Consider the following 13,691-nt stretch of genomic DNA (forward strand, 5'->3'; position numbering starts at 1 on the left):
TATCCCGATGTCCGACACCGTGTTGCCGCAGAGCCTGCCCGACTATGCCGAGCTGTTCTGCATGTCCAATTTTTCCTTCCTGCGCGGGGCCTCCCACGCCGAGGAGCTGGCGGCGCGCGCGGCCCAGCTGGGCTACAAGGCCCTGGCCATCACCGACGAATGTTCGCTGGCCGGTGTGGTGCGCGCCCATGCCGAGGCCAAGCGCGCCGGCCTGCCTTTCATCGTCGGCGCTCACTTCCACCTGCAGCGGCGCGACGCCAGCCCCGGGCCCAGCTTCATCGCCCTGGCCCAGAACCGCGAGGGCTATGGCAATCTGTCCGAATGCATCACGCTGGGCCGGCGCCGCGTCGAAAAGGGCCGCTATCTGCTGTATCCGGAGGACCTGGAGACGGGCGCCCTGGCCGGTCTGCCCGGCTGTCTGCTGATCGGCCTGCCACCGTATCCGGGCGTGACGGAGGCGGAGAGCGCGCGCATGGAGGCCGACGCGGCCTGGCTGGCGCGCCATTTCCCGGGCCGCGCCTGGCTCGGCCTGAACCTGCTGCTGCGCGCCTGGGACGACGCCCACCGCGACGCCGTCGAAGACACGGCGCGCCGCCACGGCCTGCCCGTGGTCGCCATCGGCGGCGTGCTCATGCACGTACGCTCGCGCAAGCCGCTGCAGGACGTGCTGACGGCGATCCGCCTGAACACCCCGGTGGCCGAATGCGGCTATGCGCTGTCGCCGAATGCCGAGGAGCACCTGCGCGCGCGCCTGCGCCTGGCCAATATCTACCCGCCGGCCAGCCTGGCCGAGACCTTGCGCATCGCCGCCGAATGCCGTTTCTCGCTCGACGAACTGCGCTACGAATACCCGGATGAACTGGTGCCGGCGGGCGAGACGGCCACCAGCTATCTGCGCAAGGAAACCTATATCGGCGCCCACCGCCGTTTTCGCGACGGCATTCCGGCCCAGGTCCAGGCCCAGATCGAGCACGAGCTCAGCCTCATCGCCGACATGCGCTACGAGCCTTATTTTCTGACCGTCTACGACATCGTGCGCTTTGCGCGTTCGCGCGGCATTCTGTGCCAGGGGCGCGGCTCGGCCGCCAACTCGGCCGTCTGCTATTGCCTGGGCGTGACCGAGGTCGATCCGGCGCGCGCCAATCTGCTGTTCGAGCGCTTCATTTCCAAGGAGCGCGCCGAGCCGCCCGACATCGACGTCGACTTCGAGCACCAGCGGCGCGAGGAAGTGATCCAGTACATCTACCAGAAGTACGGGCGCCAGCGCGCGGCCCTGGCCGCCACCGTGATCAGCTACCGGCCCAAGAGCGCGCTGCGCGACAGCGGCAAGGCGCTCGGCATCGACCCCGCCATCATCGACAAGGTGGCCAAGGCCCAGCACTGGTTCGACAGCAAGCACGAGCTGCTGCAGCGTTTCGCCGAGGTCGGCCTCGATCCCGATGCCGAGCTGAGCCAGCAATGGGCCGGCATGGCGCGCACCCTGCTCGGTTTCCCGCGCCACCTGTCGCAGCACGTCGGCGGTTTCGTGATCGCGCGCGACAAGCTGTCGCGCCTGGTGCCGATCGAAAACGCCGCGATGGCCGAGCGCAGCGTCATCCAGTGGGACAAGGACGATCTCGAGGAACTCGGCCTGCTCAAGGTCGACATCCTGGCGCTCGGCATGCTGTCGGCGATCCGGCGCGCGCTCGAGCTGGTCAGCGCCTGGCGCGGCCTGGAATTCTGCCTGCAGGACATTCCGCCCGAGGACCCGGCCACCTATGACATGATCTGCCGGGCCGACACGGTCGGCGTGTTCCAGATCGAATCGCGTGCCCAGATGAGCATGCTGCCGCGGATGAAGCCGCGCACCTTCTACGATCTGGTGATCGAGGTCGCCATCGTGCGGCCCGGGCCGATTCAGGGCGGCATGGTCCATCCCTATCTGCGCCGGCGCGAGGGCCGCGACCCCGAGCACTACCCGACGCCCGAGATGCAGCAGGCGCTCGGGCGCACGCTCGGCGTGCCCATCTTTCAGGAGCAGGTGATGCAGGTGGTGATGCTGGCGGCTGGCTTCACGCCGGGCGAGGCCGACCAGCTGCGGCGCGCGATGGCCGCCTGGAACCGCAAGGGCGGGCTCGACAAATACGGCCCGCGCATCATCGCCGGCATGCTCGAGCGCGGCTATGCGCGCGAGTTTGCCGAAGCCATCGTGCGCCAGATCCAGGGCTTCGGCGAGTACGGCTTTCCCGAGTCGCATGCGGCCAGTTTCGCGCTGCTGGCCTATGCGAGCGCCTGGCTCAAGTGCCACGAGCCGGCCGCCTTCGTCTGCGCGCTGCTCAACAGCTTGCCGATGGGCTTCTACAGCGCCGGCCAGCTGGTGCGCGACGCCCAGGCCCACGCGATCAGCGTGCTGCCGGTCGATGTGCGCATCAGCGACTGGGAATGCAAGCTGGAAGCGGCGGACGGGCCGCAGCCGGCCGTGCGCCTGGGCATGAACGTCCTGCGCGGCATGCGCGCCGAGGCCGCCCAGCGCATCGAGGAAGTGCGCGCGATCCGCCCGTTCAGCGACACCACCGACCTCGCGCGCCGCGCCGGCCTCGAGCGCCACGATCTGCAGGTGCTGGCGGCCGCCAATGCGCTCAGCGGCCTGGCCGGGCACCGCCGCCAGGCCCTGTGGGAAGCCGTCGCCGCCGTGCCCGACAAGGACCTGCTGCGCCCGGCCGGCGTGCAGGACGACACCCCCGCGCTGGCGGCCCCGAGCGAGGGCGACGAGATCGTCAGCGACTACCGCGCCCAGGGCATGAGCCTGGGGCGCCACCCGCTCGCGCTGTTGCGCCCGGCGCTGCAGGCCAAGCGTTTCCTGCGCGCGGCCGACCTCATGGATTTCCAGGATGGCCAGCTGGCGCGCGCGGCCGGCATCGTCACGGTGCGCCAGCGGCCCGGCACGGCCAAGGGCGTGCTGTTCATGACGCTCGAAGACGAGAGTGGCAATGTGAACGTGATCATCTGGCCCAAGCTGGTCGAGAAGCAGCGGCGCGAAGTCCTGTCGGCTTCACTGCTGGGCATCTATGGCATCTGGCAGCGCGTGGGCGAAGTGCGCCATCTGGTGGCCAAGCGCCTGGTCGACCTCAGTCCCATGCTCGGCCGCCTGTCGCCCGCCAGCCGCAATTTCCACTAAAACAAATCGGGGTCAGACCCCATTTATCCACACAGAAAAATGGGGTCAGACCCCATTTTTCCGGCCAGATAAATGGGGTCTGACCCCGATTTTTCTGAGGGGAAGCGGGCCTAGCGGCGCAGGGCGGCGGCGCGCTCGGGCAGCGGCGGGTGTGAGGAGAGGTAGGGCATGTTGCCGAACAGGCGGTTCAGCAGCGGGGCCTTCTGGCTGCTGTCACGCTGCAGGGCATCGAAGGCCTCGGCCAGGGCCGCCGGCGCCAGGCCGTGCGCACGCAGCAGCGCGGCGGCGTCGCGGTCGGCTTCGCGTTCCATGTCGCGCGAATAGGCCATGCGCGTGACGAAGGTCGGGGCCCCGGCCGCCACCGTGCTGAAGTCGCCGAACAGGGCCGCCGCTCCGGCCGCCGTCAGCGAGGAACGCAGCAGCGCGCGCAGATTGTGGCGCCGCGCCACGTGGGCCAGCTCGTGCGCAAGCACGCCGGCCAGGCGCGCGCGGCCCTCGGGCGTCCATTGGTTTTTCGGCAGCAGCAGCAAGACCATCTGGTCGGTCAGCACGATGGTCCCGTTCGGCAGCGCGAAGGCGTTCGGGCCCACGCGCGGCACACTGCGGATCAGCAGGCGGCCCGGCCGCTGCGGCGCGGCCGGCAGCAGACTCGCGTACAGCTGGTTGATCTGCTGCAGACGCTCGTCCGACAGGCGCGACGGCGCCAGCAGTTTCTGCGCGATCACGTCTTCGATCTCGTCGCCCAGGCGGGCATCGATGTCGGTGCTGACCTGGGACGCGAGCGCATCGGCCGCGGCCGGCACGCCCCACTCGACGATGGCGCCGAGCAGCGCCAGCAGCAACACCAGGCTCAGCAGCGCAATCCACCAGCGCTGCTGCATGCGCTCGACGCGGCTGTAGCGGTAGCCGAGCAGGGCGGGCAGGTCCGCGCTGGCGGCCTCGCGCGCCACCTCGAGATGGCCGCCATCGGGCAGGTCGAGCAGCCAGGGCGCGCGCGCGCTCGGCTCCTGCAGGCGCAGTGTCGCGGTGCGGTATTGGCGTTCCTCGTGCGTGAGTTCGAGTACGCAGGCCTCGCCCGCCAGACGCAGGCGGGCAGGATGGGCAGCGGCCGTGCGGCCGTCGAAATACAGGGCATGCATGGTCGCGCTCACCAGGAAAAATCGACGCCGAACAGATCGGCCGTGGCGTCGCCCGCAGCCTGCGGCGCCGCATGGGCGCGCGCCGCCAGAATGCTGGCCAGGTCGCCCTCGCACAGCACCTGCGCATGGCGCAGCCGGTAGACATGGGCCTGCACCACGGCAAACGGCCGGTACAGGCCCAGGCTCAGCAGGGTCAGCACGGCATTGCGCAGTTGCAGCCAGATATAGCCGCGCGCCGGAATCTGCACGGCAAAGCGCACGCCCGGCAGCTGGGTTTCGCTCCACATCAGATTGCTGATGCGCGCGGCCAGATAGGGCAGGGCGACCAGATAGGCGAAATAGGCGCTCAGCATGCCGACCCCGACGCTGAGCATCATCTGCAGATCGGTCGACAGCTTCAGGCTGGTGTGCAGGCCGATCAGGATCAGATTGGTCAGCACGCCAAAGCCGAGCGCGGCCAGCAGCGACCAGCCGGCGGCGACCAGGTAGTAGCGGTAGAAACGGCGCGCCGGCACATCGATCTCGGTCGTCAGATTGCCGTAACGCAGATTGCGCTGCTGGTAGAGGCGCGCCGCCCCGTGCAGCAGCGGCCACAGCAGATAAACGCAGGACACGGCCAGCACCAGCGTGATCGGCGCCCCGAGCGCGGCCAGGGTCGAGGGCAGCAGGAACAGCAGGATCGGCTCGCCATACGCGGCATACGCGTCGATCAGGCTGCCATCGAAACCGAAGGCCAGGCCGCGCCAGCGCGAGTGGCGCGTGCGAAATTGCAGGGCGCTGCGAAACAGCAGCGGCAGCAGCAGCACCAGGGCCGTGATGACGACCACCCCGAACACCTTGGAAAAACCGAACGCGTAGTGGTAGCCGGTCAGCAGCAGCACGGCGAGCAGGCGCCCGCGCAGAATCGCCAGCGGCGGTCCGCGAAAATCGAATACGGCGCCGGCCAGGGCCGTGTTGCGGTCAAAGTATTGGAGGCGCCGCACCTTGGCCCAGGCCGAATAGATGCCGAGCGTCGCCACGGTCAGCAGCAGATTGACGATCCAGATGCGGAAATATTCGCGCCCGCTGCCGCTGAAGCTGAACGCATGGCGCGTCCAGCCGGCCAGCGGATCGGGTGCCTGCGTCGGCGCGCCGCTGGCGGCCAAGGCCAGGTCGCTGAAATCCTCAGCCGCGGCCGGCGGCCCGCCGCTGTTCTCCGTCCTCATGCGATCATCCATGCTGTCCGTGCCGATGCAAAAAAGTCATTAGTATAAGGCTAATCTTGCACAAATAATTCTCTTTTTTCGGCGCGCCGTTTGGCCGCAGTTGGGCGCCGCTCCCGTCCCTTTGGAAGATTTTTTGTGAGGAATAGGGTATAATTTCAATTTCCCGCGCGTGCCGCTCGGCACCTATAGCAATGACCAAATTTGTCTTCGTTACTGGCGGTGTGGTGTCTTCCTTGGGTAAGGGGATTGCCGCCGCCTCCCTCGCTGCGATTCTGGAATCGCGCGGCCTCAAAGTCACCATGCTGAAGCTGGACCCGTACATCAACGTGGACCCCGGCACCATGAGCCCCTTCCAGCACGGGGAAGTCTTCGTCACCGACGACGGCGCTGAAACCGACCTCGACCTGGGCCACTACGAGCGCTTCATCAGCACGCGCATGCGCAAGGTGAACAACTTCACCACCGGCCAGATCTATGAATCCGTGATCCGCAAGGAACGCCGCGGCGAATACCTGGGCAAGACGGTCCAGGTGATCCCCCACATCACCAATGAAATCCAGGACTTCATCCACCGCGGCGCCGAGGGCGTCGACGTGGCCCTGGTGGAAATCGGCGGCACCGTCGGCGACATCGAATCGCTGCCTTTCCTCGAAGCGGCCCGCCAGCTGAGCCTGCGCGCGGGGCGCGGCAATGCCGCCTTCGTCCACCTGACCCTGGTGCCCTATATCGCCTCGGCCGGTGAACTGAAAACCAAGCCGACCCAGCACAGCGTGCAGAAGCTGCGCGAAATCGGTATCTCGCCCAATGCCCTGCTGTGCCGCGCCGACCGCCCGATTCCGGACGACGAGCGCGCCAAGATCTCGCTGTTCTCGAACATCGAGGAACGCGCCGTGATCTCGGTGTGGGACGTCGACACCATCTACAAAGTGCCGCAGATGCTGCACGACCAGGGCCTGGACGCGATCATCTGCGAGGCCCTGCACCTGAACCCGGCCCCGGCCGATCTGTCGATGTGGACCAAGCTGATCCACGCGCTCGAGCATCCGAAGGCCGAAGTCACGATCGGCATGGTCGGCAAGTACGTCGACCTGACCGAGTCCTACAAATCGCTGACCGAGGCCCTGCGCCACGCCGGCATCCACACCGAATCCCGGGTCAATATCGAGTACCTGGATTCGGAGGAAATCGAAACCAAGGGCTGCGCCGGTCTGGCCAAGTACGACGCCATCCTGGTGCCGGGCGGCTTCGGCAAGCGCGGCGTGGAAGGCAAGATTCTGGCTGCCCAGTATGCGCGCGAGCACGGTATTCCCTACCTGGGCATCTGCCTGGGCATGCAGGTGGCCCTGATCGAATACGCACGCCACAAGGCCGGCCTCGGCAAAGCCAACTCGACCGAATTCGAGCCCGATACCGAACAACCGGTCGTGGCCCTGATCAACGAGTGGCAGAACCACGATGGCAAGGTCGAGCGGCGCGATGCCAATTCCGACCTGGGCGGCACCATGCGTCTGGGCGCCCAGACCTGCGCCGTCAAGCCGGGCACCCTGGCCGCCGAGATCTACGGCTCGGTCGTGACCGAGCGCCACCGCCACCGCTACGAAGCGAACAACCACTATCTGGGCCGGGTCGAAGAAGCGGGCCTGATCGTGTCGGCGCGCACGCCGAGCGAAGACCTGTGCGAAATCATGGAGCTGCCGCGTTCGGTGCACCCCTGGTATATGGGCGTGCAGTACCACCCCGAATTCAAGTCCACCCCGCGCGACGGCCACCCGCTGTTCATCAGCTATATCAAAGCCGCGCTGGCCCACCAGGGCGCGCGCCAAGGGGACAAGCAATGAAACTCTGCGGTTTCGAGGTCGGCCTCGACCAGCCGATTTTCCTGATCGCCGGCACCTGCGTGATCGAGTCGCTGCAAATGAGCCTCGACACGGCCGGCACCCTGAAGGACATCACGAGCGAACTCGGGATTCCCTTCATCTACAAGGGTTCGTTCGACAAGGCCAACCGTTCCTCGGGCAAGTCGCACCGCGGCCCCGGCATGGAAAAGGGCCTCGAGATCCTGGCCGAAGTGCGCAAGCAGATCGGTGTGCCGGTGCTGACCGACGTCCACACGGAAGACGAAGTGCCGGTCGTGGCCAGCGTCGTCGACGTGCTGCAGACGCCGGCCTTCCTGTGCCGCCAGACCGACTTCATCAATGCCTGCGCGCGCAGCGGCAAGCCCGTCAACATCAAGAAGGGCCAGTTCCTGGCCCCGGGCGACATGAAGAATGTGATCGACAAGGCGCGCAGCGCCGCCCGCGACGCCGGCCTGCCGGATGACCAGTTCATGGCCTGCGAACGGGGTGTCTCGTTCGGCTACAACAATCTGGTGTCCGACATGCGCGCGCTGGCGATCATGCGCGAATCGCACTGCCCGGTCGTGTTCGATGCGACCCATTCCGTGCAATTGCCGGGCGGTCAGGGCACCTCATCCGGTGGTCAGCGCGAGCACATCCCTGTGCTGGCGCGCGCAGCCGTGGCGGCCGGCATCAGCGGCCTGTTCATGGAAACGCACCCGAATCCCGCGCAAGCCCTGTCCGACGGGCCGAATGCGATGCCGCTGCAACACATGAAAGCGCTGCTGAGCACGCTGGTCGAGCTCGATCGTGTGGTCAAGCGCGCCGGCTTCCTCGAGACGGCTTTCGCCTGAATTTGCGCATGCGGCCGCTGCCGGACAGCGGCGGCCGTCCCAGCTTACTAACTTTTGGAGCAAACATGAGTGCTATCGTTGATATCATCGGCCGCGAAGTGATCGATTCGCGCGGCAATCCGACCGTGGAATGCGACGTCCTGCTGGAGTCGGGCGTGATGGGCCGCGCCGCCGTGCCCTCGGGCGCCTCGACCGGTTCGCGCGAAGCGATCGAACTGCGCGACGGCGACAAGAGCCGTTATTTCGGCAAGGGCGTGCTCAAGGCCTGCGAGAATATCAATACCGAGATTTCGGAAGCCATCATGGGCCTGGACGCCAATGAGCAGGCCTTCCTCGACAAGACCCTGATCGAACTCGACGGCACCGAGAACAAGAGCCGCCTGGGCGCCAACGCCATGCTGGCCGTGTCGATGGCCGTGGCCAAGGCCGCCGCGGAAGAAGCCGGTCTGCCCCTGTACCGCTATTTCGGCGGCTCGGGCGCGATGCAGATGCCGGTGCCGATGATGAACGTCATCAACGGCGGCGCCCACGCCGACAACAACCTGGACATCCAGGAATTCATGATCATCCCGGTCGGCGCGCCCTCGTTCAAGGAAGCCATCCGCTACGGCGCTGAAGTCTTCCACACGCTCAAGAAAATCCTGCACGACAAGGGCCTGACCACGGCCGTCGGCGACGAAGGCGGCTTTGCGCCTTCCGTGGCCAACCACGAAGAAGCGATCAAGCTGATCATCCAGGCCATCGAACAGGCCGGCTACGAGCCGGGCACCCAGATCGCGCTCGGTCTGGACTGCGCCGCCTCCGAGTTCTACAAGGACGGCAAATACCACCTCGACGGCGAAGGTCTGGTGCTGTCGGCCCAGGACTTCACCAATCTGCTGGCCACCTGGTGCGACAAGTACCCGATCATCTCGATCGAAGACGCGATGGGCGAGGGCGACTGGGAAGGCTGGGCCCACCTGACCGAGGTGCTGGGCAAGAAAGTCCAGCTGGTCGGCGACGACCTGTTCGTGACCAACACCAAGATCCTGAAAGAGGGCATCCAGAAGGGCATCGCCAACTCGATCCTCATCAAGATCAACCAGATCGGCACCCTGACCGAGACCTTCGCCGCCATCGAAATGGCCAAGCGCGCCGGCTACACGGCCGTGATTTCGCACCGTTCGGGCGAGACCGAAGACTCGACGATCGCCGACATCGCCGTCGGCACCAATGCCCTGCAGATCAAGACCGGCTCGATGTCGCGTTCGGACCGCATGGCCAAGTACAACCAGCTGCTGCGCATCGAGGAAGACCTGGGCGACATCGCCAGCTACCCGGGCCGGGCTGCGTTCTACAATCTGAAGTAAAGGCAAGGCGCCGGCTGTGCGCCGGCGCTGACCGATGCGTCTCATCACCCTCGTTCTCGCCCTGCTGCTCGTGCTGATCCAGATTCCGCTCTGGTTCGGCAAGGGCGGCTGGTTGCGCGTGCACGAACTGGAAGGCCAGGTCGCGGCCGTGCACAAGAAAAACGACGAGCTCAAGGCGCGCAATGCCAAGCTCGAGTCCGAAGTGCGCGACCTGCGCGAGGGCACTGGCGCCGTCGAAGAGCGCGCGCGTTACGAGATGGGCATGATCAAGCAGAACGAGATCTTCGTCCAGATCGTTGGCGAGCACAGCGACACCCGTCCCGCCTCCGCCGCCGCCAGCACCCCCGCCAAGAAATAAGCTTTCCGCCCAAACAAATCGGGGTCAGACCCCATTTGTTTGGCGGGCAAGCTTACGCCGCAGATAAATTGGGGTCTGACCCCGATTTGTTTGGGCGGCAAGGCTGCGCTGTCATCGGGCCGTCATCTGCGGCCGCTAGCATGGCAGGATGGACCAATTCCGTTTCACGTATGGCTCCGACCTGTCCGGTTTGGTGTGGGGCTATCTGTTCGAGGGCGGCGCCGTGCGCGCCGTCGATGGGCTGACCTCGCTGGACCTGTTGGCCGAGGCCGGGAGCGGCCGCTTCGCCTGGCTCCATTTCAATCTCTCCAACGCGGCCAGCGAGAAGTGGCTGCGCGCCCACCTGGCCCTGCCCGCGGAATTCTTCGAGACCCTGCATCAGGGATCGCGCTCGACCCGCATCGAGCGCGCCGGCGAACACTTGATCGGCGTGATCAATGATGTCGCCCACGACTTCCATTTCGATCCAGCCGATGTGTCGACGCTGTGGATCGCCGTCACGCCGCATCTGATCGTGAGCGCGCGCCGCACGCCGCTGCTCTCGATCGAGCGCGTGCGCCAGGCCGTCGATCATGGCGAGCCGATCCGCTCTCCGGTGGAACTGCTGACCCACTTGCTGCGCGACCAGGCCGATGTGCTGGTCGGCATCGTGCGTGAATCGGTCGAGCGTGTCGACCTGATCGAAGACAATCTGCTGGCCGGGCGCCTGGCCCACAAGCGCGAAGACCTGGGGGCGATGCGGCGCGTGCTCGTGCGCCTGCAGCGCGTGCTGGCGCCCGAGCCGGGCGCGCTGTTTCGTCTGCTGCAAAGACCGCCGGCCTGGGTCGCCGAGCCCGACGTGCAGGAGCTGCGCGAGGCGACCGAGGAATTCTCGGCCGTGCTCAGCGATATGGCCTCGCTCAAGGAGCGCATCAAGTTGCTGCAGGAAGAAATCAGCGCGCGCGTGGACGAGGGCAGCAGCCGCACCCTGTTCGTGCTGACCATGGTGACCGTGCTGGCGCTGCCGATCAATCTGGTGGCCGGCCTGATGGGCATGAATGTCGGCGGCGTGCCCCTGGCCCAGGACCCGCAAGGCTTCTGGATCGTGGTCGGCCTGCTGCTGCTGGTGACAGCGATCGGCGCCACCATCCTGCGCCGCCTGGCCTGAGCCCCGCCAAAGCTTTCCGCCCAAACAAATGGGGTCTGACCCCGATTTATCTGTGCGGAAAAATCGGGGTCAGACCCCATTTGTTTGGGCGGAAAATTTTCAGTCGATCAGGGCCTTGATCAGCAGCTTGCCGTCGGCCGTCGGGCTCTCCTGGCGCACCAGCAGCTGGGTCGCCTTGGCAATCCAGAAGGTCGAGGTGTAGTTGGGCCGGTTGTAGTCCGTCGTCACCACCCAGCACGCGACCGGACCCTGCGGCCCGGCAATCGTCTGCTCGCCTTGTACCTTGAACACGTAGCGCGCCGGGGGCTGGCCGCCCGGATGGTAGAAGGGAATGCTGACCTCGTAGTCCTTGGCCAGCGGCAGGGTCTGCAGAAATTCGATATCGGTCTCGAAGTTGTAGGGCGCTTCGGCGCCGCTGACGGTCTTGCCGGCCGCATCGGTCACGCCTTCGGGGCCGAAGCGGAAGCGCTCTTCATTGCGCTTGCCGTCCTTTTCGCTGATGCGCTCGTGACTGTAGGGGCGGAAGCTGCCGCGCTCGAATTGCGAATCGAGCGTGCGCAGCGTGCCATTGCCGTCCCAGCGCTGCACGATGCGCAGGCTGTCGCCCTCGATGCGCACCTCGCGCTGCCAGATGTCGATCATCTGATTGGCCGCGCCGTTTTTCATGTAGCGCAGGTAGTGGTGGGTGCCGTTCTTGAGCAGGTCGAAGCGCGCCAGCGGCTGGCCGACCTGGAGCGCGACCGGGGCCGCGGAGGCGCTGGCGCTCAGGGCCAGCAGCAGGATGGCGCGCAGTAGGGGCATGCCGGTCTCCATGTGCAAAGATGGGCATGGTAGCGGGCAGGGCGCGCCGCTTCAATCAGAATCGGATGCATACGGCACCGCCGCCAGGCTGTCGTACACGGTCAGGCCGCGCGCGCGGGCGCGGTCCACCATCAGGTCGGCGCCCTCGGACGGGCCGCCGATGCGCAGCACGGCGTCGCAATGCGCGAGCAGGCGCAGCGCGTGGCGGTGGAAGTGGGCCGCATACACGGCGTCGCCATGCTGGCGCGAGCCGGCCGCATGCACGACGGGCAGGGCCAGCCATTCGCCGAGCACGGGCACATGGCCGCGTTCGTACAGTGGCAGCACCCAGGCTTCCATGGCGGCCAGATTGGCGGCGATGCGCGCCGGGTCGCCCCCGGTGCCGCTCAGGTAGGGGCCGGCGATCAGGATCATCTGGCTGCGCGCCCGCGCCTGCTCGCGCGCCAGCCACTGCAGCAGCACGATGGTCTTGGCGTCGGCGATCTCGCCGCTGTCGATCATGGCCAGGGCTGTGGCCAGCGGCAGTTCGAGGGTCTCGATGTCTTCGCCCTCGGCCGCGATGCCACCGCCCGCATGCAGGCGCTGGGTGGGCGTGTAGTGGCCGTAGAAAAAGTGCAGGCGCTCGGTCACGGAACCGGGGCTCATGAAGACTTCCATCAATTTGCGCACCTGGTCGATGCGATAGCCGGTCTCTTCCTCGACCTCGGCGCGGATGCGCGCGGCCGGGTCGGCGCCGTCGAGCAGGCCGGCCGGGGCCTCGATCAGCCAGCCGTCGTGGCTGGCGCTGACACAGGGATAGCGGAACTGGCGCGTCAGCAGCACGGTCTGGCGTTCAGGATCGTGCAGCAGGATCACGGCCCCATGCCCGCGGTCATAGGTTTCGCGCGTCAGGGTCTGCCAGCGCCCGTCGCGCCGGCGGTAGTCAAACGTGGTCTTTTGCAGCAGGAACCAGTCGTTGGACAGGGTCTGGACCTGGTGGATGCGCAGATGGGGATGCATGTTTGTGCCCGGTTGTTTGCTTAAATTCAAAATAACGTGCAAAATCATGCAAGGTCAAGAACTTTCGTGTACAGCCATGCTCACCACCCAGCGCAAACAATTTCTGCTCGATACGCTCCACCGTGAGGGCCGCCTGCTGGCCTCGCCGATTGCCGCCCAGCTTGGCGTGTCGGAAGACACGATCCGGCGCGACCTGCGCGAACTGGCGCGCGAGGGCAAGCTGCAGCGCGTGCATGGCGGCGCCTTGCCGGCCTCGCCGGCGATGGGCGACTTTGCCGCGCGCAGCCAGATCGCACCCGATGACAAGGCTGCCATCGGCCGTCTCGCGGCCCAGCTCGTGCAGCCGGGCCAGGTGGTGTTTGTCGATGGCGGCACCACGGCGGTCCAGCTGGCGCGCCAGCTGGCGCCGGACCTGCATGCCACCATCGTCACCCACAGCCCGTCGGTGGCCCTGGCATTGGTTGAGCACCCGAGCGTCGAGGTGCTGATGCTGGGCGGGCGTCTGTTCAAGCATTCGGTGGTCGGCGTCGGCGCGGCCACGCTGGCGGCCATCGCCCAGGTGCGCGCCGACCTCTACTTCATGGGCGTGTGCAGTGTCCATCCGGAGGCCGGCCTGTCGACCGGCGACCACGAGGAGGCGGCCGTCAAGCGCGCACTCTGCCATCAGGCGGCCGAGACGATCGTGCTGGCCTCGCCCGAAAAACTGGCCACGGCCTCGCCCTACCAGGTCGTCGGTCTGGACGAGGTCGACGCCATCGTCACCGTCGCCAGCGCCGATGCGGCCGTGCTGGCCCCTTTGCGCGCGCGCGGCCTGTCCATACACCTGGCATAGTTAAGAAACTTTTCA

At 66.6% G+C, this 13,691-nt stretch carries 9 protein-coding genes and 2 pseudogenes; 7 read left to right on the forward strand and 4 right to left on the reverse strand.

Features of this window, described 5'->3' with window-relative positions; translation table 11 throughout:
- Nucleotides 1-7: 7 nt before the first annotated feature.
- Complete coding sequence (locus LZ005_RS01065) at nt 8-3,157, forward strand: error-prone DNA polymerase (protein ID WP_237803635.1); 3,150 nt, start codon at nt 8-10, stop codon at nt 3,155-3,157.
- Between the two features lie 110 nt (nt 3,158-3,267).
- On the opposite strand, the gene LZ005_RS01070 is transcribed toward LZ005_RS01065, so the two are convergent.
- The gene (locus tag LZ005_RS01070; protein WP_237803636.1) at nt 3,268-4,296 is read right to left on the reverse strand and encodes a M48 family metallopeptidase; all 1,029 of its coding nucleotides are present in this window, start codon (nt 4,294-4,296) and stop codon (nt 3,268-3,270) included.
- Between the two features lie 8 nt (nt 4,297-4,304).
- Nucleotides 4,305-5,501 (reverse strand): YjgN family protein, encoded by a 1,197-nt coding sequence (locus LZ005_RS01075; RefSeq protein WP_237803637.1) that lies wholly within the window; start codon nt 5,499-5,501, stop codon nt 4,305-4,307.
- Nucleotides 5,502-5,692: 191 nt separating this feature from the next.
- Between LZ005_RS01075 and LZ005_RS01080 the strand changes: the two genes are divergently transcribed.
- From LZ005_RS01080 to LZ005_RS01100, 5 genes and pseudogenes are all read left to right on the forward strand, one after another.
- Complete coding sequence (locus LZ005_RS01080; protein WP_237803638.1) at nt 5,693-7,339, forward strand: CTP synthase; 1,647 nt, start codon at nt 5,693-5,695, stop codon at nt 7,337-7,339.
- Nucleotides 7,336-8,190 (forward strand): 3-deoxy-8-phosphooctulonate synthase, encoded by an 855-nt coding sequence (kdsA, locus tag LZ005_RS01085; RefSeq protein ID WP_237803639.1) that lies wholly within the window; start codon nt 7,336-7,338, stop codon nt 8,188-8,190. Before LZ005_RS01080 ends, kdsA begins: the two co-directional genes overlap by 4 nt.
- A 65-nt stretch (nt 8,191-8,255) precedes the next feature.
- Nucleotides 8,256-9,539, forward strand: a complete 1,284-nt coding sequence (gene eno / locus LZ005_RS01090) for a phosphopyruvate hydratase (RefSeq protein ID WP_237803640.1) — start codon at nt 8,256-8,258, stop codon at nt 9,537-9,539.
- Nucleotides 9,540-9,573: 34 nt separating this feature from the next.
- Nucleotides 9,574-9,898, forward strand: a pseudogene (gene ftsB, locus LZ005_RS01095) (cell division protein FtsB); the annotation flags it as partial.
- Between the two features lie 147 nt (nt 9,899-10,045).
- Entirely contained in the window at nt 10,046-11,044 is a 999-nt protein-coding gene (locus tag LZ005_RS01100) for a transporter (RefSeq protein WP_237803642.1), read from the forward strand.
- Between the two features lie 99 nt (nt 11,045-11,143).
- On the opposite strand, the gene LZ005_RS01105 is transcribed toward LZ005_RS01100, so the two are convergent.
- Entirely contained in the window at nt 11,144-11,845 is a 702-nt protein-coding gene (locus LZ005_RS01105; protein ID WP_237803643.1) for a DUF3108 domain-containing protein, read from the reverse strand.
- A 441-nt stretch (nt 11,846-12,286) separates the two neighbouring features.
- Nucleotides 12,287-12,844: pseudogene (locus LZ005_RS01110) on the reverse strand (NUDIX domain-containing protein); the annotation flags it as partial.
- 76 nt (nt 12,845-12,920) lie between these two features.
- On the opposite strand from LZ005_RS01110, the gene LZ005_RS01115 reads away from it, so the two are divergent.
- Nucleotides 12,921-13,676, forward strand: coding sequence for a DeoR/GlpR family DNA-binding transcription regulator (locus tag LZ005_RS01115; RefSeq protein WP_237803644.1), 756 nt, complete (start codon nt 12,921-12,923; stop codon nt 13,674-13,676).
- Nucleotides 13,677-13,691 lie beyond the last annotated feature (15 nt).

It is taken from the genome of Massilia sp. TS11, assembly GCF_022012445.1.
GTDB lineage: Bacteria > Pseudomonadota > Gammaproteobacteria > Burkholderiales > Burkholderiaceae_D > Telluria.

Coding starts and splice junctions, on each gene's coding strand:
- LZ005_RS01065 (WP_237803635.1), top strand. CDS start 8: ATGTCCGACACCGTGTTGCCGCAGAGCCTGCCCGACTATGCCGAGCTG.
- LZ005_RS01070 (WP_237803636.1), bottom strand. CDS start 4,296: ATGCATGCCCTGTATTTCGACGGCCGCACGGCCGCTGCCCATCCTGCC.
- LZ005_RS01075 (WP_237803637.1), bottom strand. CDS start 5,501: ATGAGGACGGAGAACAGCGGCGGGCCGCCGGCCGCGGCTGAGGATTTC.
- LZ005_RS01080 (WP_237803638.1), top strand. CDS start 5,693: ATGACCAAATTTGTCTTCGTTACTGGCGGTGTGGTGTCTTCCTTGGGT.
- kdsA (WP_237803639.1), top strand. CDS start 7,336: ATGAAACTCTGCGGTTTCGAGGTCGGCCTCGACCAGCCGATTTTCCTG.
- eno (WP_237803640.1), top strand. CDS start 8,256: ATGAGTGCTATCGTTGATATCATCGGCCGCGAAGTGATCGATTCGCGC.
- LZ005_RS01100 (WP_237803642.1), top strand. CDS start 10,046: ATGGACCAATTCCGTTTCACGTATGGCTCCGACCTGTCCGGTTTGGTG.
- LZ005_RS01105 (WP_237803643.1), bottom strand. CDS start 11,845: ATGCCCCTACTGCGCGCCATCCTGCTGCTGGCCCTGAGCGCCAGCGCC.
- LZ005_RS01115 (WP_237803644.1), top strand. CDS start 12,921: ATGCTCACCACCCAGCGCAAACAATTTCTGCTCGATACGCTCCACCGT.